Source organism: Chloroflexota bacterium (assembly GCA_013152435.1).
Lineage (GTDB): Bacteria > Chloroflexota > Anaerolineae > DUEN01 > DUEN01 > DUEN01.
Map to the genome: position 1 here is coordinate 26,751 of JAADGJ010000102.1, position 20,490 is coordinate 47,240.

The window sequence follows — 20,490 nt, forward strand, 5'->3', positions numbered from 1 at the left end:
TCTTGGAGGTGAATGATGCGACAATGGATCGGTTGGTTGTTACTGACAACCCTTGTGTTGGCGGCGTGCGCACAGCCGGCGGGCGGCCCCGGCCCGCTTCCGACGGCCACGCCGGCAGAGGAACCCGTCGTGGTCACGCTGATGACCCATGATAGCTTCGCGATCAGCGAGTCGCTTCTCGATCAGTTCGAGGCGGAGACGGGGGCCACTTTGAAGATCCTGCGGGCGGGCGATGCCGGGGCGGCCTTGAACCAGGCGATCCTCAGCAAGGGGAACCCGCTGGCCGACGTCTTCTTCGGTGTGGACAACACGTTCTTCGGCCGGGCGATCCAGGCGGATATCTTCGAGCCGTACGAGTCGCCGATGCTGGCCGACATCCCCGACGAGCTAGAGCTGGACCCACAGCACCGGCTGTTGCCCGTCGACTTCGGGTACGTGTGCCTGAACTACGACAAGGCCTATTTTGTGGAGAAGGGGTTGGCGGTGCCGCAGACGCTGGAGGATCTCACCAAGCCGGAGTACAAGGGCCTGCTGGTGGTGGAGAACCCGGCCACCTCCTCCCCCGGACTGGCGTTCCTCATCACCACCGTGGCCTATTTCGGCGAGGATGGGTATCTGGACTTTTGGCGCCAGTTGCGGGAAAATGATGTGTACGTCACGGACGGCTGGGAGGACGCGTACTTCGGGCAGTTCAGCGGCGGCTCCGGCGAGGGCACGCGGCCTCTGGTCGTCTCCTATGCCACCAGCCCGGCCGCGGAGGTGTACTTCAGCGAGGGCAAGCTGGATACTCCTCCCACCGGTAACATCCTGCCGGAAGGCGGAAGTTTCCGCCAGATCGAGTTCGTGGGGATCCTGAAGGGGACGAAGCATCCCGATCTGGCCCGCAAGCTGGTGGACTTCATGCTCAGCCGGCCGTTCCAGGAGGACATCCCGCTGCAGATGTTCGTGTACCCGGCCAACGAGAAGGCCGCGCTGCCGGAGCTCTTCGAGAAGTTCGCACAGGTACCCTCCGCTCCGGCCCAGATCACGCCGGAGGAGATCGACGCCGGGCGAGAGCGTTGGATCGATGAGTGGACCGCGACCGTGCTGCGATAGGTCGCTTCGGCCTCGGGATCCCGGGCGGTCCCCCTGTCGATCCTGATGCGAGGTGAGAGTTACGAACGATTCAGGAAGCATGATGCGTCGTCTGGTATGGATAGAGCGTATGGCGGCCGGGTTGCGTCTGGTGGTCTTCCTGCTCCCACTGGCCTACCTGGCCGTCTTCTTTTTCTATCCGCTCGCGGAGATCCTGCGGGTTAGCCTGGCCCCCGAGGGCGTCCTGGACCTGAGGCCCCTGCGCGTGCTGGTGACCGATGGGTATTACGCCCGTGTCCTGTGGTTCACCACGTGGCAGGCGGCGGTATCGACGGCCCTGACGTTGTTGCTGGGGCTCCCGGCCGCTTACGTCTTCGCCCGCTACCGGTTCCCCGGCAAGACCTTGCTGCGCGCGCTCACCACCATTCCCTTTGTGCTGCCCACGCTGGTGGTGGCGACTGCGTTCACCAGTCTGCTGGGGCCGCGCGGCTGGCTCAACACGTGGTTGATGGGCGCGCTGAACCTGGAGCGGCCTCCCATCCGCCTGATGCACACCATCTGGATCATCCTGCTGGCGCACGTGTTCTATAACGCCACCGTGATCGTGCGCATCGTCGGCGGGTTCTGGGCCAACCTGGACCCGCGGCTGGAGGAGGCCGCCCGGGTGCTGGGCGCCGACCGCTGGCGCACCCTCCGGCGTGTCACGCTCCCCCTGTTGCGGCCGTCGCTGATGGCCGCCTCCCTCCTCGTCTTCCTGTTCTGCTTCACGTCCTTTGGCGTGATCCTGGTGTTGGGTGGCCCGCGCTTTGCCACGCTGGAGGTGGAGATCTACCGTCAGGCCGTGCATCTCTTTCACTTGCCCGTTGCCGCCGCGCTCGCCCTGGTGCAAATGGTCATCACGTTCGTCGTCATGTCGGTGTATACCCGCATACAGGCGCGCACGGCCGTGCCGTTGAGCTTCCGCCCCCAACAGACGACGCAGCGCCATCCCCGGGGATGGCGCACGCGATGGATGCTGCTCGCGATCTTGGGGACGATGCTCGTCGTGTTGCTGGTCCCGCTCCTGTCTCTGGCGGCGCGCTCGTTCGCCACCGAGGCCGGATGGTCGTTGCGTTTCTACCGGGAGCTCTTCATCAACCGGCGCGAGTCGATCCTGTTCGTGCCGCCCATCGAGGCCGTCCGGAACTCGCTGGTCTTCGCCCTGGCGACGGTGGGGTTGTCCCTGTTGATGGGGGTGATCAGCGCGTACCTGTTGGCCCGGCCACGCCGCGGTCTGAGCGCCCTGTTGGATCCCGTGTTCATGTTGCCGCTGGGGACCTCCGCGGTCACCTTGGGATTTGGCTTCATCCTGGCGTTGGATCACCCTCCGCTCAACCTGCGCACCTCGCCGATCCTGGTGCCGCTGGCTCATACCCTGGTGGCCTTCCCCTTCGTGGTCCGCACCCTGCTGCCGGTGCTGCGCGGCATCCACCCTCATCTGCGGGATGCCGCCTCCGTGCTGGGCGCGTCCCCCGCGCAGGTGTGGTTGCGCGTTGACCTGCCCATTGTGGGGCGCGCCGTGTTGGTCGGCGCCGTCTTCGCGTTCACCATCAGCATGGGCGAGTTCGGCGCCACGTCCCTGGTGGCCCGCCCGGAGTTTCCCACCATGCCCGTGGCCATTTATCGGTTCCTCGGGCAGCCGGGCGCGCTGAATTATGGCCAGGCGTTGGCCATGAGCACGCTGCTCATGGCCGTTTGCACGGCGGGGCTGATCCTGATCGAGCGCTTCCGCTATCGCGGGGTCGGGGAGTTCTGAGCATGGGCTCTTCTTTGCTGCAGGTTCGAGATGTGTCCAAGACCTATGATGACGTTCGTGCCCTGGAGGGCGTCTCCCTGGACGTCGCGGAGGCGGAGGTTGTCGCGCTGTTGGGGCCGAGCGGCTGTGGCAAGACCACGCTCTTGCGCATCATCGCCGGGCTGGAGGTGCCGGATACGGGCGCTGTGTATTTGGCCGGGCGTGAGATCACGTCCGTACCCCCGCATCGGCGTGGCTTCGGCCTGATGTTTCAGGATTACGTGCTCTTTCCTCATCAGGATGTGTTTCACAACGTGGCCTTTGGCCTGGAGATGCAGGGCTGGGATCGGGAGCGCGTGAGGGAGCGGGTGCGCGAGATGCTGGCCCTGGTCGGCCTGTCCGGCTACGAGCGCCGTCGCGTCTTCGAGCTGTCAGGTGGGGAGCAGCAGCGCGTGGCGTTGGCTCGCTCGCTGGCGCCGGAGCCGCGCCTGCTCATGTTGGACGAACCGCTGGGCTCTCTGGATCGGACCCTGCGCGAGCAGCTCCTGGACGAGTTGCGCCAGATCCTGCATCAGGTGGGCGTGACCGCCCTGTACGTGACCCACGATCAGCAGGAGGCCTTTGCCCTGGCCGACCGGGTGATCATCCTGCGCTCCGGGCGGGTAGTACAGCAGGGAACGCCGGAGGAGATCTATCGTCACCCCGCTGACGCGTTCGTGGCTCGTTTTTTGGGGCACTCGAACCTGATCCCCGGCCGCGTGCGGGATCGCAGGGGCGTGGAGACGGAGCTGGGCCTTCTGGTCGTCCCGGACGCGGCGGATTTCCCGTCGGGCGCTCGGGTTACCGTGTTGATCCGTCCGGAGGCCGCCGAGCTGACGGCCGACGCGGATGCCCCCAACCGGGTGAGCGTGCGCGTGCTCGACCGCTCGTTCCGGGGGGATCGCTATCGGATCCAGGTGGCGCACGCTGGGGGCCTCGAGCTGACGCTGGAGATCGTGCCGCTGGATCGCCCCCCGCCGGAGCCGGGGGAAGAGGTCACGATCTCGCTCCATCCGGCGGGGCTGGCTTTGCTTGCCGTGAAGGGCTGAGAACATTCAGATGGGGTCTGGAACAAACGTTCTAGACCCTTGACTTTTCATCGATCTGGGGGTATGATGCGAGCCAAAGCCGGGGTTAGGGGATGAGAACCGGCTTGCCTCCTGTTCTATGAACTCTGAAGGTTCCTCGATCAAAGCGCGGGGGTGATGTATGTATCAGAAGACCGTCGTTGTGGGACACCTGGGGCGGGATCCGGAGCTCCGGTACACGCCGTCGGGGCAGTCCGTGTGCTCGTTCAGCCTGGCCACGACTCGCCGCTGGACGGATCGCAATGGCAATCCGCAGGAGCGGACGACTTGGTTTCGCGTGACCGCATGGGGAAAGCTGGCGGAGCTGTGCAGCCAGTACCTGTCGAAGGGGCGTCTGGTGTTGGTGGAGGGGGATATCGAGGCCTCCGCGTGGCTGGGGCAGGATGGGCAGCCGCGTGCTACGCTGGAGCTAACCGCTCGCAACGTTCGCTTCCTCGGCGGGCGGGACACCGCGGTGGCGAGCGCGGATCTCCCCGTCCAGGCGGAGGAGCCCGCCAGCCTGGATGAGGATGAGCTCCCATTCTAGCCCGATCGGGTGGCGTCCGCTGAGCTGATCGGTGGGCGAGGATTTGCATGATCGAGGGGGCGATGGCCGCTCCGGGAGGTGTCATGGCCGATCCGAAGAACGCGCGTGCGCAGATCAACGTGGAGGTCCCGGCGGATCTCCCCATCACATACGCCAACTTTGCCATCATCAACCACACTCCATCGGAGATCGTGATCGACTTCGCTCAGCTACTGCCCACCATGCCCAAGGCCAGGGTGCAGGCCCGCGTGCTGCTCACCCCCCTCAACGCGAAGTTGCTCCATCAGGCGTTGGGGGAAAACCTGGCGCGCTACGAGGCGCGATTCGGCCCGATCCCGGGCAGCGATGAGATCCTCCGCCGCGGGGATGTGCTGGGTGGGTTGGAGTGGCGATTGGGGCCCTCCCCACCGCCTGAGGATTCGCCGCCGGATACCCCCTCGACGTAGGGCGTCCTTCGCGGTCTTCCCGATGAGAGGTGTGGCCTCTGTGGCTCGCGTCATATGGCGCGAGGTCCTTCCTGACCGTTGTTCTTAATCCCTTTGATGACCGAGGCGCTATCTTGCACACGTTATCTTCCATTTTCGAGACGATCCGAGAGGATTTCGAGCGGCGCAGCGCCCTTCGCGATGAGACGTTGCGTCGCTCGCGAGAGCTGATTCGGCATTGTGCCCTGAGCATTCGGGCGATCCATCGACATGAGTGGGATGAGGCGGATCGCCTGCTGGAGACCGCCAGGCAGGCGGCCGCTCTCATGGTGGACGAGCTGGCCGATCATCCCGATCTTTACTTCACCGGCTATACGCAGGATGCCCTGAAGGAGCTGGCCGAAGCCCACATCGTCAACGCGTTGGTGCGGGGGCAGCCGCTGCCCTCGCCGGAGCACCTGCGGATCGAGTTCCCGGCCTATCTGAACGGTCTGGGCGAGGCGATGGGCGAGCTTCGTCGTTATGTGCTGGATCTGATCCGGCGCGGGCAGATCGCCGAGGCCGAGCCGCTCCTGGAGATCATGGACGAGGTTTACAGCTACCTGGTGACCGTGGATTTCCCCGATGCGATCACCGGCGGGCTGCGTCGCACCACGGACATGGTGCGTGGCGTGTTGGAGCGCACCCGGGGAGATCTCACCGTGGCGATTCGGCAGGACCAGTTGCGCAGCGCTCTGGCTGCGCTGGAGGCGCGGCTGGATACCGCCCGGCAGGAGAGCGACCCCGCATGAGCCGTGAATGGATCCGAGCCAGCGAGCTTGGAACCTATGCCTATTGTGCCCGTGCCTGGTGGTTGCAATCCGTGCGCGGAGTGCAAAGCCGGAATGAGCCGGCTCAGCGCGCTGGGATCCGACGTCACGCTCAGCATGGGCGCCAGGCCGCATGGGCGTATCGGCTGCGCTCCGTAGGGCTCCTTCTTCTGGCGTTGGGGCTGTTGATCCTCCTCCTGGGGATATGGCGATATGTCTAAACGACATATTCGCATCATCCTTCGGGTGGCGTTGGGAGCCATCCTGGTCGTCGTCTCCTGGTGGACGATGGGCCTGTTCCACGTGCACGATTTGGCCGCCCCGGAGGAGATACCCGCTCGCAGGCGTCCCTGGATGCGTCCCCCGCGGCCCACGCCCACGCCCTGGCCTACGCCGACTCCTTTCCCTTCGCCCACGCCGACCCCCATCCCCGTGACGCCGACGCCGACCCCAACGCCTGTGCCCACTCCGGAGGCATGGATGCGGGATCTGGTCGAGCAGAACGGCTTTGACCCCAACGATCGCTTCATCATCGTGGATCAGGATCGCCAGCGCATGATCGTGGCGGAGGGTGGCGTCATCGTGGCGGATATGCCGATCAGCACGGGCGATCCGGATCGGAACTACCACACGCCCGCCTGGGTGGGACGAGTGGGCGAGTACTGGGGGACCTTCTCGGCCTTCGGTGTCAGCGCCGATCATGCGTGGTACCTGTTCAAAGCGGCCGGGAGCATCCTGATCCATGGCGCTCCCTACGTGATCGAGGACGGCGAGAAGCGATACAAGGAGATGTACGCCCTGGGCGCGTATCCGGCCAGCCGAGGATGTATTCGCCTTCGGCCGGAGGACGCCGAGTGGTTTACCCAGTGGGGGCCTTACGGCGTGCCCATCATCATCCTGCCGTGGACGTTGCCCCCCGCGGAGGGATAGCGAAGACCAGACAAGAGGCGGCGGCGCTCGCAAGGGCGCACCGCCTTTTTCTGATTCGAGGGGAGGGGAGCCGGGATGTCCGTCGTGGTCGTGGGGCTCGCTCTGGCGCTGGTGTTGGCTGGCGTCCTGATATTGTGGGCTGCCCGACACGTCCGCCAGGCGACAGGGTTGCCGGTGGGGCGCGTCATCTATGCCGATACCAGCGCCTGGCGACGGGCGGAGGAGCCGATCCTCAGCCGGCGCTGGGGGTTGGTCGGCCGGCCGGATTACCTGGTGGCTCACGGGCGTGAAGTCATCCCGGTGGAGGTGAAGTCCGGGCGGCGTCCCAACCGGCCGTACGAGTCGCATCTGTTGCAGTTGGCCGCTTACTGCCTGCTGGTCGAGGAGCAGACCGGGCGCAGGCCCTCCCATGGCCTGTTGTGCTATGATGACGCCGTCGTGGAGGTGCCCTTCGACCACGCGCTGCGCCAGGCCGTGCTCGACACACTGTCCAACATGCGACGAGCCCTGCAGCACGGCGAGGCGTCGCGATCGCATAAGGACCCGGCCCGTTGCTGGGCCTGCGGCGTACGCCACGCGTGCGATCAGCGGCTGGAGGGGTGAGGCATCGTCTCTGTGGCGTTGGATGGGGGTGGTGTATTTTTCGATGGTAATATGGCGGGGAGCTTTGGGGAGCGCAGCTCCTCAAAGGAAGCTTCCCCGATCACCTGGAAGGGCGCTGCTTCACGCCACGGGGTTTTTGTGTTACAATGAGGGCACCTGAGGGCGCGCTGGGTCTGTCGCCCGGGAGGGACGATGGTTAGATCGTATTCGTTATCGGCAGGGATCATCCAATCCATACCCTCGCCCCGGCATTCATCGGCTGCCACGGGCACCATGGGGGGGCTCCCCCCCGTGACCTCTTGTGTCCTCGTCTGATATGGCCGGTTAGGGGCCGCGCGACCTCTGTGCGGCTCCGCTCCTCCGGTGTACCTGTGCATCTTCCCGTTTCTTCCGTTCGAAAAGATGACTACACGATCACAGCCCGCTCGCTGGGCGTCTGTGATTTCTTGAGAACGTTCGTGTAAGCCTGTGTGTGAGGAGATGAATCATGCCTGAGAAGATCCTGGTTTGTGTGGCGTGGCCTTACTGTAATGGCGATCTGCATATCGGTCATATCGCCGGCGCTTATCTGCCGCCGGATATCTTCGCCCGTTATCATCGCCTGAAGGGGAATGAGGCGCTCATGGTGTCGGGCTCGGATACGCACGGGACCCCCATCACCGTGCGCGCGGAGGAGGAGGGGATCACCCCTCGGGAGGTCGTGGATCGCTATCACCCGCGCTTCCTGGAGCTCTTCCAGCGGTTGGGGATCGCCTTTGATCTCTTCACGGAGACGGATACGGAGAATCATTGGGCTGTGACGCAGGATATGTTCCTGCGCCATCTGGAGCGTGAATACATCTACAAGGACATTCAGCAGGCGCTGTACTGCAACCACCATCACGGTTTCCTGGCCGATCGCTACGTGGAGGGCACATGTCCGTACTGCGATTACGAGGGGGCCCGGGGGGATCAGTGCGATAACTGTGGGCGCACGCTGGATGCCATCGAGCTGAAGAACCCGCGCTGCAAGGTGTGCGGCAGCACAGAGATCATCGTCCGGGAGACGGAGCACTTCTTCCTGGATCTGGCCAAGCTCAACGGACCGCTGCTGGAGTGGATTCGCCGCGACAAGGAGCATTGGCGCCCCAGCGTGCTCAACTTCACCCGGGCGCAGCTGGAGTCGGGCGAGCTGCGCGGCCGCCCCATCACCCGGGACATCCAGTGGGGGATCCCGATCCCGCTGCCCGGCTATGAGAGCAAACGCATCTACGTGTGGTACGACGCCGTGATCGGCTACCTGTCCGCAACCAAGGAGTGGGCGAAGATCACCGGCCAGCCGGATGCCTGGCGGGAGTGGTGGGAGACCGACATCGCGCCCGATGTCAAGTCGTACTACTTCATCGGCAAGGACAACATCCCATTCCACACCATCATCTGGCCCGGCATGCTCTATGCGTACGGCGGCCTGAACCTGCCCTACGATGTCCCGGCCAACGAATATCTGAACGTGGAGGGAGCCAAGCTCTCCAAGTCCCGGCGCTGGGTCATCGAGGTTCTGGATGTGCTGGATCGCTATGACCCGGACCCCTGGCGGTATATCCTGACCATCAACGCTCCGGAGACCTCGGACGTCAACTTCACGTGGGAGGAGTTCGTCCGCCGCAACAACACGGAACTCGTCGCCACGTGGGGGAATCTGGCCAACCGCGTGCTCAGCTTCGCCTATCGCCGGTTCGATGGGCGGGTCCCGCAGCCGGGCGATCTCGACGAGATCGATCAAGCCCTGCTGAACACGGTGAAAGACGGTTTCGACAGCGTGGGGCGACAGATCGAGGGATGTCACTTCAAGGCTGCCCTCACGGAGGCGATGGGATTGGCCCAGGAGGCCAATCGCTATCTGAACGTGAAGGAGCCGTGGAAGCAGATCAAGGAGGATCCCGCCGCGGCGGCCACTACCATCTACGTCTGTCTCCAGGCGATCGATTGGCTGCGGGTGATCTTCAGCCCGTTCCTGCCCTTCTCCTCGCAGAAGCTGCACGAGTACCTGGGGCATGAGGGTTCCATCTTCGGGCGGCAGTACGTGGAGGAGTACCACGAGACGGAGCGATCTCATCTGGCGCTGCGATATGATCGTTCCGATCTGGCGGCCCGGTGGGCGGCCGATCCGTTGCCGCCCGGCCAGCCGTTGCGGCTCCCCCAACCCCTGTTCCGCAAGTTGGACGAGTCCGTCGCCGAGGAGGAGGTGGAGCGCTTGCTGGCGAAGAGCGGGACGCCTACCCATTGACCTGGAAAGGCCCCCACCCGCCGGTGGGGGCCTTGTCGATCCCTCCCTGATGACTTGCTTTTCCCCACGGCTGGCGTAGAATAACGAGGGTGCCTGCCCGTGGGTGGGGTCCTACAGTCTGAACTCCTGGAGGCCCGGTAATCATGAGCTCCTCTCGTCTGCTCATCCTCGGTATTATCCTCTCGTTGGCCATTATCGGAGCCGCGTTGTTCATCACGAGCCGGCGCGCTGCCGCGCCGGAGGCCGCTTTGGCTTCCCCGACGGTGACCACACCGCCGCCGACGGAGACGCCCCTGCCGCCCACTCCCACCCCCACGGCGACGGCGACGGAGGTCAGCCCGACCCGACCGCAGGAGGAGATCACGGCGACCGTGCCCGTGGAGGTCACGGCGACGGTCGAGGTCACGGGTACTGTGCAGGCGACCGAGGTGATCACGACGCCTCCGATCACCTCGACCGTGGAGGCGGCCGGGGAGGTCCTCACGGGAACGCCTGAGCAGCTCACGCCGACGCCGACTCCCAGTCCGACGGCGACGGAGGCCGCTCCGACAGAGACGCCCACGCCCAGCCCAACGGCGACCCTGACCGTCGCGATCACGCCGACCTGGACACCGACCCCCACCCTGTCCGCTACGCCCAGCCCGACGGCCACTCCCTCCGATACGCCGACGCCGGCGCTGCCTACACCCACGCCTTCCGCTACGCCCAGCCCGACGAGCACACCGTCGCTGACGGCCACGCCGACCTGGACGCCGACCTCCACTCCATCCGCCACGCCCAGCCCGACGGTGACTCCCTCCGATACGCCGACGCCGGCGCCGCCCACACCTACCCCGACGGTCACGCCGACGCCCGTGATCCCGCCGACGGACACGCCCACGGCGACGCCGACGCCGCAGTTGCCCACTCCCACCCCGACGGCCTCGGCCACCCCCAGCGCGACGCCCACGCCCGTGCCGCCTACACCCACCCCGAGCCCGACGCCTCCCCCTTCGGCCGGGCTACCGGCGGGCGCTGTGGTCCGCTTCGCCTATGAGAGCCAGAGCCTCCATGTGGATCGCGAGGCCGTTTACTACGAGGACGGGCGGGTGGTGATCCAGGATCATCGACGGCAGGGCGAGTGGTTGCTGCACGGCCAGCCGGAGGATGTCTCGGGGCTGCTGGAGCAGTTGGCGCAGCGAGGCTTCTTCGATCTCGCCCAGGAGCGCTTTGGGTCGCCGTGCGCTACGTGCCTGACCTATCACCTGGCGGCCCGGTATCAGGGGCAGGAGCGGGTGATCCGGGTGGACACCCCACCGTGGATCACGGCCAGCCAGCTGCCGCGTGAGCTGGGCGCGCTGCGACATACCATCGCGCAATTGCAGATGGCCATCGATTCCACCATCGCCAGCTATCCGCCGGGCGAGGTTCATCTGCCCACGCCCACGCCCACGCCTCCGAGCTTCACGTTCGGCCCGCCGCAGGTGGTCGGAGATCTGGAGGTGGCGGCCGCGGCCCCGCTGATCGCCACCGAACTTCCCGGCACGCCCGTGTTGCGGCCGGAGCGCAGTCGCTTCCTGATCGTGCCATTGCGATTGACCAATCGCAGCGGGACGTATCAGCAGCTTGCCGCCAGCTCGACCTTCGGCGAGGGCTTGATGGATAGCCGGGGCCGGAGATACGAGGCCGGGGTGGCGGCCAGCAATCGCTACGCGGAGTTGCATGGGCTGACCTCGTTGACCTTCTACAAGCTGGCCCCGTGGAGCATCGTGCAGGGCGTGCTGGTCTTCGATGTGCCGGCGGATGCCCGTGGGTTCCGGCTCACGGTGAAGGATGCCGATCCGCCCAGCAGTGCCCCGCCCACGATCGTGATCAAGCTGCCGGAGCCACAGTAACGGCCTTCGAAAGAGCGTTCGTTTCAAGATAGCGCGCTTCGCATTCGGGGGGAGAGCCGTGCGAGATCGATTCTCCATCGCAGGAAGGCCGCGGCTGTGGCTGGGGCTCATCGTGGTGTTTTATGTCATCCTCGCCAGCCTGTACGCGGTCTACACGCCCGCCTGGCAATCCCCGGACGAGCCGGCTCATTACAACTACATTCGTCATCTGGCGGAGACCGGGCGTCCGCCCGTCCTGCGGATGGGGGATTACGACCAGGCATATCTGGAGGAGATCAAGGCGCGTCGATTCCCGCCGGATATGTCCATCGCCCCCATCCGCTACGAGTCTCATCAGCCACCCCTCTACTACCTGCTGGCCACGCCGATCTATTGGATCGGCGGCGGCCGGCTGTTGCCCCTTCGGCTCTTCAGCGTCGCCCTTGGGGCCTGCCTTCTCCTCGTCACGTACCTCCTGATCCGCATGGTCTTTCCCCGGCGCGTTGACCTGGCGCTGGGGGGGACGGCCTTCGTCGCCTTTCTGCCCCAGCACGTGGCCATGAGCGCCGCCGTGAACAACGACATCCTGGCGGAGCTGATCCTGGCGGGGTGTGTGGTCCTGTCACTGGCCTACATGCGCGGCGGGGATGACGAGCAGACGGCTCGGGGGCAGTTGTTGAGCCTGAGCCTGCTGATGGGGTTGGGTTTCTGGACGAAGACCGCGGCATATCTGGCGCTTCCACTGGTGTTGTTGGCGATCCTCTGGCGGGGGATGACGAGCGGGCGGCTGCCGGGCCGACATCTCCTCTGGGGGCTGGGGCCTGGGTTGTTGCTGGGATTGCCCTGGTGGGCGCGCAACTGGATCGTGTACGGGCCGGGCGATGTGTTGGGCCTGCGGCGACACGGTGAGGTGGTGGTGGGGCAGCCGCGCACGGCGGAGTGGCTGGGGCAGATGGGGGCGCTCTCCTTCCTCCGCCAGGCGGCGGCGACCACCTTCCGTAGCTTCTGGGGCCAGTTCGGCTGGATGGGCGTGCTCATGGACAGCCGCATCTACCTGGCGCTGGGCATCCTCAGCGGCATTGCCCTGGTGGGGTGTCTGTGGGCACTGTGGGCGTTGTTTCGCTCCGAGGAGCGGGCGGCTTATGGACAGCCGTTGGGATTCCTGTTCGCCTGGCTCCTGCTCACCGTGGCGGCCTACGTGTGGTACAACCTGACGTTCGTGCAGCATCAGGGGCGTTACCTGTTCCCGGCGCTGCCCGTCTGGGGGCTGTGTTTCGCGTTGGGGATGGATCAGGCGCTACGGGCTCGGACCAGTCGGTGGCTGGCCGGCGGGTGGCTCGTCCTGGCCGCCGCGGCCGTTGGCGTGGGGCTCCTGAGCGGGCGTCTCCATAAGTGGTTCATCGCCTTGAGCGGAGGGACGGGGATAGCGCTGGGTGTGAACGCCCTGCTGAACGGGAGACTACGCTGTTTGGGCTTGTTCCTGATCTATGTCGGATTAGGCGTCCTGGATCTGCTCGCTTTGTTCGGGTTCATCGTCCCGCAGCTCACGCGGTAACCTTTGCCGCCGCGCCTGGCAGCGCTACCTGTGCGAAAGGAAAAGGCCACCGATCGGTGGCCTTTCTCGCTCCCCTCAACCGGCTAAGGACGGAGGTCTCTCCTCCGGACCCGTTGCCTATTCCCCCTGTTGATGCCGGAAATCCACGAATCGATATCCCACGCCGCGCTCGGTGAAGATGTAGCGCGGGTTGCTGGGGTCCGGCTCGATCTTTTTGCGCAGGTAGGTGATGTACAGACGCAATAGCTGGTTCTCGTCCCGGTACTCTGGCCCCCATACCTTGCTGAGCAACTGATCGTGGGGGATGATCCAGCCTGCGTTCTGCACCAGGTGGTACAGGAGGCGGTACTCCGTCGGCCGGAGGCTGATCCGCTTCCCCTCCACGATCACGTTTCTTCGTGGGAAATCGATGGTGAGGCGGTCGTCGATGACCAGAGGGCTGGTCTGGTCGACGGCGCCGGCCATATCCACCCGGCGGAGTACCGCGCGGATGCGGCTGGCCAGCTCGCGAGGGCTGAACGGCTTCGTGACGTAATCGTCGGCGCCCAGGTCCAGGCCGCGAATGCGATCTTCCTCCTCAGATCGCACCGTCAGCATGATCACCGGCACCGTGGAGAACTCCCGGATGCGGGCCAGGGTCTCGAAGCCGTCCATCTCCGGCATGGCGACGTCCAGCAAGACCAGGTCTGGCAGGTCCTCGCGCACTTTATCCAGCGCCTCGAGGCCGTTATACGCCTCCGTCACGCGAAATCCCTCCAGCTCCAGGTTCATGCGCACGAAGCGGACCATGCGCTTCTCGTCGTCCACGACCAGAATCAGGGGATGCTCAGACACGGGCATACGGGCAACCTCTCTCAGCGACGCGGCAGGGAGAAGAAGAACGTGCTGCCTTTCCCCGGCTCAGAGCGGAACCAGATGCGGCCGCCGTGGGCTTCGATCAGGGATTTGCACAGGAACAGCCCCAGGCCGGCCCCCTGGGTCTTGCGGCGCAGGCTGGAGTCCACGCGATAGAATCGCTGGAACAGCCGGCCCTGCTCCTCCGGCGGGATCCCAATCCCCTGATCGGCCACGTAGACGGTGACCGATTCCTCATCGGCCCACCCCCCGATGCGGATGATCCCGCCCTCTGGGGAATATTTGATGGCGTTGCTGATCAAGTTGTTCAGTACCTGTCGCAGCCGTTCCTCGTCGGCCAGCACGATCGGGAAATCGTCTGGGAAGTCCACCTCGAACTGATGGCGGTCCGTCTGGGTCGAGAAGCGCTCGACGACCTGGCGTACCAGCCGGGGGATGTTCACATCGCCCAATTCCAGCTTGAGCACGCCCGCCTGAATGCGAGAGGCGTCCAGGAGGTTGTCGATCAGGGCGTTCAGCCGGTCGCTCTCCTCCTCGATGACGCGCAGCCCCTCTCGCAGCGTTTCCTCGTCCCAATGGGCATCCTCGCGGGCCAGCGTCGTGGCGTACCCCTTGATCAGCGCTACGGGGGTCTTCAATTCGTGGGAGATGACGGAGATGAAGGTGCTCTTCATCTCCTCGGCCTCCCGGTACCGCGTGATGTCCACCACGTTCACGATGATATTTCGGAGGTGGCCGGCCTCGTCCCATAGCGGAGTGTAGCGGACGCCCACCACGACGCGCGAGCCGCCGGACTTGGCCAGCTCCCCCTCCACGTACACGGTGCCCTGGCGCGGCAGCTCCTGCTCCACGTTCTCCATCTCGTGGAGGTCCCTTCCCGTCGCGTTCTGCAGCGCCAGCACCTTATGGTAAGGTTGTCCCAGCGCGTCCTCGCGAGACCAGCCGGTCATGCGCAGCAAGGCTCGGTTGATCATCTCGATCCGGAGGTCGGGCTCCAGGATCATGATCCCGTCGGCCGAGTTCTCGATCACAGCGTCCAGTCGCTGCTTTTCGGCCACCAGTTCCGAGTACAGCCGGGCGTTGCGCACCGCGATGGCCGCTTGGGCTGCAAAGGCCGAGAGCAGTCGTCGGTCGTTGTGGGAGAAGGCCGCGCTCCCCGAACGGAAGAGATAGATAACCCCCAGCTGCTCCTCGTCGACGACCAGCGGCAGGGCGATCACCTGATCGAGGGGCATGCCGATCGCCGAGGCCACCGCCTGGAGGCGCAGCTCCAGGTCGGGAACGCGCCAGCCCGTGCGCCGCTGCAGGTCCACGAGTCGCGGGATGTCGGTCAGCAAGGGGGCGAAGCTGGATAGCAGGCGCGCGGGGATCCCATAGGAGGCCTTCACCACCAGGGAGCCATCGGCCTCGTGGAGGGCGATGATCCCCACCTCGGCCTCGACCATCTCGGCAGCGTAGGTCAGGATGAGCCGCAATACCGCGCCGAGTTCCAGCCGGGACGTCATCGCCCGGCTGATCTCCAGCAGATATTCTCTTTGGCGCAGTTGGTAAATCATTAAGGAGGACATTTCGCTACCATATTAGCGTACGCCGCACGGGTTGTCAAAGCCCTCGAGAGAAGTTGCCTCGTCCGGTCCCTATGTGGTATTATCATAGCTGAGGAAACGCACAAAGAAAGCACAAGTAGCGGACAAAAAACGCGATCCAACAAACTCCACGAAGTTCTCCCCCACGAAGAGGAGGCTCACCGAATGGCGAAAGAAGCGGTCTCAGATATCATCATAGGAAGGCTCCCCATCTACCTGCGTGAGTTGACCTACCTTGCGGAGGAGGGCCGGGAGATCACATCCTCACAGGAGCTCGGGGATCGACTTGGCATCAGCTCCGCGCAGATCCGCAAAGATCTCTCGCACTTCGGAGAGTTTGGAAAGCAGGGGACGGGATACCACATCGGGTTTCTGAGCGAGAAGCTGCGGGAGATCCTCCAGGTGGATCGGGTGTGGGATGTGGTCCTGGTGGGAGCGGGATACCTGGGTCACGCGTTGGCCAACTATGGGGGATTCCTGGGCAAAGGGTTCAACATCGTGGCCGTATTCGACAACGACCCTGAGAAGATCGGCCGCCCGTTGGGGCGTCTGATCGTGCAGGATAGCAAGGACCTGCCCCAGGCCATCAAGGAGAACCAGTGGCAGATCGCCATCCTGGCCGTGCCGGCCGCCGCCGCTCAGGAGGTCACCAATGTGTTGATCTCCTCCGGGATCCGGGCCATCCTCAACTACGCGCCCGTGATCCTGAACGTGCCGCCTGGGGTCCGGGTCCAGTACATCGATCCCGTGGTGGATCTGCAGCACATGACCTATTACCTGTGAGGTCTGGGGCCGGGTGAGGGGATCTTCCTTGCCCGGCTCTTCTCCTTTCTCCCCATTGTCCTCCCATCTCGTCCGTAGCCTGTTCGCGACCCCTCCTGCCCGTAAGCTGGGGCTTGGAGATCCCAGCCTGGGTTCGTCCACTTGATCTTATGTCGATATGCCCAGTGCCTGCCGGATCTCCTTCTGGGCGAAGGGGTCGCCCTCGGTGGCCAGCGCCTGGGATAAGGCCCCTCTCGCCGCGCTTCCCCCGATGCGGCCCAATGCCCAGGCCGCATGCCCTCGGATCAGCGGCTCGGGGTCGTGCAGGGCGCGAATCAAGGCCGGCACCGCGATGGGATCTCCCCAATTACCGATCGCGACGCACACGTTGCGAAGCAGCCCGCGCCTTTTGGCCCGAGCGATCGGGGTGCGTCGAAACCTCCTTCGGAACCCCTCCTCGTCCAGGGCCAGCAGCTCCAAGAGCGGCGGGCACCACCGCCTCAGATCCTCGGGAGAGGGCTCCGTCCGAGCGCGCGGCCCCGACCAGGGGCAGACGATCTGACATATGTCGCAGCCGAAGATCCAGTTGCCCATCAGCGGCCGCAGCTCGTGAGGGATCGCCCCGCGCAGCTCGATGGTCAGATAGGAGATGCAGCGACGGGCATCCAGCACGTACGCGTCGGCGAAGGCCTGGGTGGGACAGCGATCCAGGCAGCGCGTGCATCGGCCGCAGGTGCCGATCCGGTCGTCCGCCAGGCGCCAGGAGGGGATCTGTGACGGAAGCTCCTGTAGCTCGGGGGGAGGGTCCGGCTCCAGCGCCTCGGGGATCAGCATGACGCTCAGGAACAGCCACGAGCCGAGGGCGGGGTGGATCAGGCAGGTATTCCGCCCGATGAATCCCATCCCGGCCTGCATCGCCCAGTCGCGCTCCAGTACCGGGCCGGTGTCCACATAGCATCGGGCGCGATCCGTGCGCCCGGTCTCCTCGCGCAGGAAGGCGTCCAGCTCGAAGAGGCGGGGCCGAATCCAGTCGTGGTAGTCCGGCCCCCAGGCGTAGGCGGCGATCAGCCCTCGCGAGGGATCCTGGCGGATGGCAGCGGGCAGGCGCGGCGCCGGGTAGCGGGTGCCCAGGGCGACCACGGAGCGCGCCTCCGGCAGGACGCGGCGTGGATCCAGGCGTCGCTCCACATCTCGCGCCATGTAGGCCATCTCGCCGTGGTACCCGCGTGCCAGCCACTGGATCAGCGCGTCGGCGTGAGGCGCCCGGCCGGCCTCGGCGATCCGTACCAGGTCGAATCCCAGCTCGCGGGCCCGCTCCTTGAAGCGCTCCGTCAGCGTGGCCATTTATCCCTCGTCCTCGCGCTCGTGAGGTTCCGGCGCTGGCTCGATCTCCAGTGCCACCACGCCCAGAGCCTCCTTTTCCGGAGGGTAGATGGCCCGCAGCGCCCGTTCCAACTCCCCCGCGTCCATGCCGGGGGCGATGGCCTCGGCTGGCTCGTGGGCCAGCAGCGCCTGGAAGTTGGGGTAGTGGGCGATGCGACGAATGCGGTAGAGGTGCTCGTCATTCAATCGCAGGAAGTCTCCCTCTCGTAGCCGCCGGATGTTCGCGTAAGCGACCCGGACCTCGATCGTCTTACGGCCGGACAGGATCTCCTTCAGGTATTCGGGGCGTATCCAGAGCGTCTTCACGCGCGGTCCGCCGGAGGCTCTCTCGTTCATGGTGTGTTCCCTCGGCTCAAGGAGCTTGTCCTTTCATCCTTCACAACGGATTGTAGCACACGCCGTGGATAGCCCAAAAGGGTATCCAATAGAGATGCGACGGGGAGCATTGAAGGGCGCAGTCCCTCAAACCATTTGGATCCGCCATCCTAGTGGAAAGGAGACGTTTGAGGGTCAGTCCGATTTGATATACAATGATGCCCGTGGGTAGGGAGCCCTTCACAGCGCGCGCAAAGGAGCGTATGAGAATGGAGCGGAAACGGGCTGCTTGGACCGTGTGGTTGCTGGCGATCGTCATCGCGCTGATCGCCGTTGGCTGTGGCCGTCGCCGGGCGACGCCTACGCCGGAGCCGGTGACGTTGCGCTTCGCCTTCCGACAGAACATCGCCGACTATGAGACGTTGGCGGGACAGTTTCAGCAGGAGCACCCCGGGATCACCATCGAGTTGGTCCCCATCAACCCCATTCGCGGCGGGCTGAAGTCCATCGAGGGGCGTGAGATCGATGTGCTTCGATGGAGCCAGGACTTCCTGACGCCCGAACGCCTGGATCAGCTGGTCTCCCTGGACGAGATCATACTGGTGGATGAGACGTTCCCGCACGATGATATGGTCCGGGGCGCCTTGCGGACGCTCCAGCATCAGGGGGTGCAGTGGGGCATCCCCGCTGGGCTTGATTTCGTGGTCGCGTACTACAACGCGCCCCGGTTCGATCGCTTCGGGGTGACGCCGCCTACGGCGGATTGGTCACTGGATGATTTCCTGGCCGCGGCCGTCGCCGTCCATAACACCGAGGGTTTAAGCGGCGGGGCGGATTTCACCTACGGCTTCTGCAGCGAGCCCGACCAGGGTGACCCGATCTTCTTCACGTACCTCTTCGGCGGACGGCTGTTCGACGATCTGTCCGATCCCACTTATCCCACGCTGGACGATCCGGCCAACGTGGAGGCCGTGCAGTGGTATGCCAACCTCCATCTGCAGTACGGCGTGATGCCCGATCCGGACGAGCTTCGTCGGTACTTCCCGCGTGGCCGGATCTACGAGGCGATCGTGCGTGGCAAGTGTGGCCTGTGGCTGGGGCGATACTCGGACCGCGGTGGCAAGGCATGGGGATTCGAGTGGCAGAGCGAGGGGGTGATGCTCCCCCTGCCGCGCGGCCGGGCATCGTTCACGCTGATCTGGGTGGATGGCTACTTCCTCTTCGCCCAGTCTCAGCATCGCCAGGAGGCCTGGGAGTGGATCCGCTTCCTGCTCGATCACCAGGAGGCGGCAGGGCAGATGGCTCCTCCCCTGCAAACTCAGGTGCAATCCCCAGAGTACGCGGATCGCGTGGGGGAGAGCGTCGCGGGGATCGCCCGCTCGCTGGCCTCGAACCCCGTTTTCGTGCCGGCCGTCCTGGATCCGGCTCTGGGCGACGTGGTCGACCTTTACACGGACGCGGTGGTGAAAGTATTGAAGGGTGATGCGGAGGCGCTGGATGCTCTGACGGAGGCGCAGGCCCGGGCCAAGACGCTGTTCGGTGGCAGGGAGTGATCGGCCGCACCCCCGCCGCGATCGTCATTCCGTGCGCGGCGCCTGGACGTCCGGCGGGGGATTCCAGGCCAATTGTGCCGTCGTGCCGCCGTCCAGATAGATCACCTGCCCCGTCATCCAGGCGGCCGCATCCGAGCACAGGTACACGATGAGCCCGGCGACGTCCCGTGGGGTGCCCACTCGCCCGATGGGGATCGTGGGCCCGAACCGCTCCGGCGAATACCCCGGCGATTCCCAGTAGCGCTCCACCTCCACCACGCCGGGCGCCACCGCGTTCACCGTGATCCCATAAGGAGCCATCTCCAGCGCCATCACGCGCGTCATGCTGTCGATGCCGCCCTTGGTGGCCGCGTAGTGGGCGTGGTGAGGGACGGCGTAACGTCCCTGCACGGATGAGAGGTTCACGATGCGGCCGCGCACGCCGTGGTCGACCATGAATCGCGCGGCCGCCTGGGCCAGGAAGAACATCCCCTTCAGGTTGGTGGCATGGGTGCGATCCCACAGCTCCTCGTCCACCTCCAGAAACGGCCGGGGGATCGTGATGCCGCTGTTGTTGATCAGGATGTCCAGCCCTCCCAATTGTTGTACGGCCGCGCGGATGAGCCGGGCGCGGTCCTCCGGACGGGAGACGTCCGCCTGCACGGCGATAGCCCGCCGCCCGAGCGCCCGCGCTCGTGCGACCACCTCCTCTGCTCCCGTGGCCGTGCGGCGGTAATTGGCCACGATGTCGGCGCCCGCCTCCGCCAGCCCCAGGGCGACCCCGTGGCCGATGCCGCGCCCCGCCCCCGTGATGATGGCGACCTTTCCCTCCAAGATTCCCATTCCAGATCCTCCTATGAATTTCCAGACTGTGGATGCGTGTGCGTTTTCAGCAGCGCCCCGCGGGCGGTTCCGTGTCGTGCCGCCGCACTCCCTCGCCGGCAGTATATCGGATCGGGATGCGACGTGTCAACACGGATGCCTGGTCCGGCGGGGCTTTTTCAAAGTCAGTGATGGAAATCGAGGTGGTAGGAACACCCCGCGTGTCGCCCGACGCAAGACATTCCCCTGATCATCGACCGAGGGAAAACGGCCCTCATCCCCCAAACCCCCTT

General features: G+C 65.2%; 19 protein-coding genes. 14 read left to right on the forward strand and 5 right to left on the reverse strand.

Translation table 11 applies throughout. The annotated features are described in order from the left end of the window. Positions 1-15: 15 nt before the first annotated feature. The 12 genes from GXP39_14445 (at position 16) to GXP39_14500 (ending at position 12,942) form a co-directional block, all read left to right on the forward strand. Positions 16-1,095, forward strand: a complete 1,080-nt coding sequence (locus tag GXP39_14445; protein NOZ29232.1) for a thiamine ABC transporter substrate-binding protein — start codon at positions 16-18, stop codon at positions 1,093-1,095. A 121-nt stretch (positions 1,096-1,216) separates the two neighbouring features. After that, complete coding sequence (locus GXP39_14450; GenBank protein NOZ29233.1) at positions 1,217-2,869, forward strand: iron ABC transporter permease; 1,653 nt, start codon at positions 1,217-1,219, stop codon at positions 2,867-2,869. Positions 2,870-2,871: 2 nt separating this feature from the next. Further along, positions 2,872-3,936 carry an ABC transporter ATP-binding protein gene (locus GXP39_14455; GenBank protein ID NOZ29234.1) on the forward strand — a complete coding sequence of 355 codons (1,065 nt, stop codon included), beginning with the start codon at positions 2,872-2,874 and terminating at the stop codon, positions 3,934-3,936. Positions 3,937-4,096: 160 nt separating this feature from the next. Further along, complete coding sequence (gene ssb / locus GXP39_14460) at positions 4,097-4,501, forward strand: single-stranded DNA-binding protein (protein ID NOZ29235.1); 405 nt, start codon at positions 4,097-4,099, stop codon at positions 4,499-4,501. Positions 4,502-4,584: 83 nt separating this feature from the next. After that, the gene (locus GXP39_14465; protein ID NOZ29236.1) at positions 4,585-4,947 is read left to right on the forward strand and encodes a DUF3467 domain-containing protein; all 363 of its coding nucleotides are present in this window, start codon (positions 4,585-4,587) and stop codon (positions 4,945-4,947) included. A 110-nt stretch (positions 4,948-5,057) separates the two neighbouring features. Continuing rightward, the gene (locus GXP39_14470) at positions 5,058-5,717 is read left to right on the forward strand and encodes a haloacid dehalogenase (protein ID NOZ29237.1); all 660 of its coding nucleotides are present in this window, start codon (positions 5,058-5,060) and stop codon (positions 5,715-5,717) included. Continuing rightward, positions 5,714-5,956, forward strand: a complete 243-nt coding sequence (locus tag GXP39_14475) for a hypothetical protein (protein NOZ29238.1) — start codon at positions 5,714-5,716, stop codon at positions 5,954-5,956. The genes GXP39_14470 and GXP39_14475 overlap by 4 nt, the downstream gene beginning before the upstream one ends. Beyond that, positions 5,949-6,665, forward strand: a complete 717-nt coding sequence (locus GXP39_14480) for a L,D-transpeptidase (protein ID NOZ29239.1) — start codon at positions 5,949-5,951, stop codon at positions 6,663-6,665. Before GXP39_14475 ends, GXP39_14480 begins: the two co-directional genes overlap by 8 nt. Positions 6,666-6,740: 75 nt before the next feature. After that, the gene (gene cas4 / locus GXP39_14485) at positions 6,741-7,268 is read left to right on the forward strand and encodes a CRISPR-associated protein Cas4 (protein ID NOZ29240.1); all 528 of its coding nucleotides are present in this window, start codon (positions 6,741-6,743) and stop codon (positions 7,266-7,268) included. A gap of 487 nt (positions 7,269-7,755) precedes the next feature. Beyond that, complete coding sequence (metG, locus tag GXP39_14490; protein NOZ29241.1) at positions 7,756-9,534, forward strand: methionine--tRNA ligase; 1,779 nt, start codon at positions 7,756-7,758, stop codon at positions 9,532-9,534. 143 nt (positions 9,535-9,677) lie between these two features. Continuing rightward, complete coding sequence (locus GXP39_14495; protein ID NOZ29242.1) at positions 9,678-11,408, forward strand: DUF4352 domain-containing protein; 1,731 nt, start codon at positions 9,678-9,680, stop codon at positions 11,406-11,408. Positions 11,409-11,466: 58 nt separating this feature from the next. Further along, positions 11,467-12,942, forward strand: a complete 1,476-nt coding sequence (locus tag GXP39_14500; protein NOZ29243.1) for a hypothetical protein — start codon at positions 11,467-11,469, stop codon at positions 12,940-12,942. A 117-nt stretch (positions 12,943-13,059) separates the two neighbouring features. On the opposite strand, the gene GXP39_14505 is transcribed toward GXP39_14500, so the two are convergent. Together GXP39_14505 and GXP39_14510 are read right to left on the reverse strand one after the other, a co-directional pair. After that, positions 13,060-13,782 (reverse strand): response regulator transcription factor, encoded by a 723-nt coding sequence (locus GXP39_14505; protein NOZ29244.1) that lies wholly within the window; start codon positions 13,780-13,782, stop codon positions 13,060-13,062. Positions 13,783-13,796: 14 nt separating this feature from the next. Further along, a complete protein-coding gene (locus GXP39_14510; GenBank protein NOZ29245.1) occupies positions 13,797-15,365 on the reverse strand; it encodes a PAS domain S-box protein in 1,569 nt (522 codons plus the stop codon). Positions 15,366-15,548: 183 nt separating this feature from the next. Between GXP39_14510 and GXP39_14515 the strand changes: the two genes are divergently transcribed. Further along, a complete protein-coding gene (locus tag GXP39_14515; protein NOZ29246.1) occupies positions 15,549-16,166 on the forward strand; it encodes a redox-sensing transcriptional repressor Rex in 618 nt (205 codons plus the stop codon). Positions 16,167-16,313: 147 nt separating this feature from the next. Here the strand turns inward: GXP39_14515 and queG are convergent, their stop codons facing one another. Continuing rightward, positions 16,314-17,489 carry a tRNA epoxyqueuosine(34) reductase QueG gene (gene queG, locus GXP39_14520; GenBank protein ID NOZ29247.1) on the reverse strand — a complete coding sequence of 392 codons (1,176 nt, stop codon included), beginning with the start codon at positions 17,487-17,489 and terminating at the stop codon, positions 16,314-16,316. After that, positions 17,490-17,864, reverse strand: coding sequence for an ASCH domain-containing protein (locus tag GXP39_14525; protein NOZ29248.1), 375 nt, complete (start codon positions 17,862-17,864; stop codon positions 17,490-17,492). Positions 17,865-18,112: 248 nt separating this feature from the next. Between GXP39_14525 and GXP39_14530 the strand changes: the two genes are divergently transcribed. After that, positions 18,113-19,396 carry an extracellular solute-binding protein gene (locus GXP39_14530; protein NOZ29249.1) on the forward strand — a complete coding sequence of 428 codons (1,284 nt, stop codon included), beginning with the start codon at positions 18,113-18,115 and terminating at the stop codon, positions 19,394-19,396. Between the two features lie 24 nt (positions 19,397-19,420). Here GXP39_14530 and GXP39_14535 read toward each other — a convergent pair whose 3' ends face one another. Next, on the reverse strand, positions 19,421-20,218 hold the full coding sequence (locus GXP39_14535) for a 3-oxoacyl-ACP reductase FabG (protein ID NOZ29250.1): 798 nt from the start codon (positions 20,216-20,218) through the stop codon (positions 19,421-19,423). Positions 20,219-20,490: the final 272 nt, after the last annotated feature.

What these genes read in the sequence shown, in the direction of transcription:
- GXP39_14445 (NOZ29232.1), top strand. Translation starts at nt 16, where the DNA reads ATGCGACAATGGATCGGTTGGTTGTTACTGACAACCCTTGTGTTGGCG.
- GXP39_14455 (NOZ29234.1), top strand. Translation starts at nt 2,872, where the DNA reads ATGGGCTCTTCTTTGCTGCAGGTTCGAGATGTGTCCAAGACCTATGAT.
- ssb (NOZ29235.1), top strand. Translation starts at nt 4,097, where the DNA reads ATGTATCAGAAGACCGTCGTTGTGGGACACCTGGGGCGGGATCCGGAG.
- GXP39_14465 (NOZ29236.1), top strand. Translation starts at nt 4,585, where the DNA reads ATGGCCGATCCGAAGAACGCGCGTGCGCAGATCAACGTGGAGGTCCCG.
- GXP39_14475 (NOZ29238.1), top strand. Translation starts at nt 5,714, where the DNA reads ATGAGCCGTGAATGGATCCGAGCCAGCGAGCTTGGAACCTATGCCTAT.
- GXP39_14480 (NOZ29239.1), top strand. Translation starts at nt 5,949, where the DNA reads ATGTCTAAACGACATATTCGCATCATCCTTCGGGTGGCGTTGGGAGCC.
- cas4 (NOZ29240.1), top strand. Translation starts at nt 6,741, where the DNA reads ATGTCCGTCGTGGTCGTGGGGCTCGCTCTGGCGCTGGTGTTGGCTGGC.
- metG (NOZ29241.1), top strand. Translation starts at nt 7,756, where the DNA reads ATGCCTGAGAAGATCCTGGTTTGTGTGGCGTGGCCTTACTGTAATGGC.
- GXP39_14495 (NOZ29242.1), top strand. Translation starts at nt 9,678, where the DNA reads ATGAGCTCCTCTCGTCTGCTCATCCTCGGTATTATCCTCTCGTTGGCC.
- GXP39_14505 (NOZ29244.1), bottom strand. Translation starts at nt 13,782, where the DNA reads ATGCCCGTGTCTGAGCATCCCCTGATTCTGGTCGTGGACGACGAGAAG.
- GXP39_14510 (NOZ29245.1), bottom strand. Translation starts at nt 15,365, where the DNA reads ATGTCCTCCTTAATGATTTACCAACTGCGCCAAAGAGAATATCTGCTG.
- GXP39_14515 (NOZ29246.1), top strand. Translation starts at nt 15,549, where the DNA reads ATGGCGAAAGAAGCGGTCTCAGATATCATCATAGGAAGGCTCCCCATC.
- queG (NOZ29247.1), bottom strand. Translation starts at nt 17,489, where the DNA reads ATGGCCACGCTGACGGAGCGCTTCAAGGAGCGGGCCCGCGAGCTGGGA.
- GXP39_14525 (NOZ29248.1), bottom strand. Translation starts at nt 17,864, where the DNA reads ATGAACGAGAGAGCCTCCGGCGGACCGCGCGTGAAGACGCTCTGGATA.
- GXP39_14530 (NOZ29249.1), top strand. Translation starts at nt 18,113, where the DNA reads ATGGAGCGGAAACGGGCTGCTTGGACCGTGTGGTTGCTGGCGATCGTC.
- GXP39_14535 (NOZ29250.1), bottom strand. Translation starts at nt 20,218, where the DNA reads ATGGGAATCTTGGAGGGAAAGGTCGCCATCATCACGGGGGCGGGGCGC.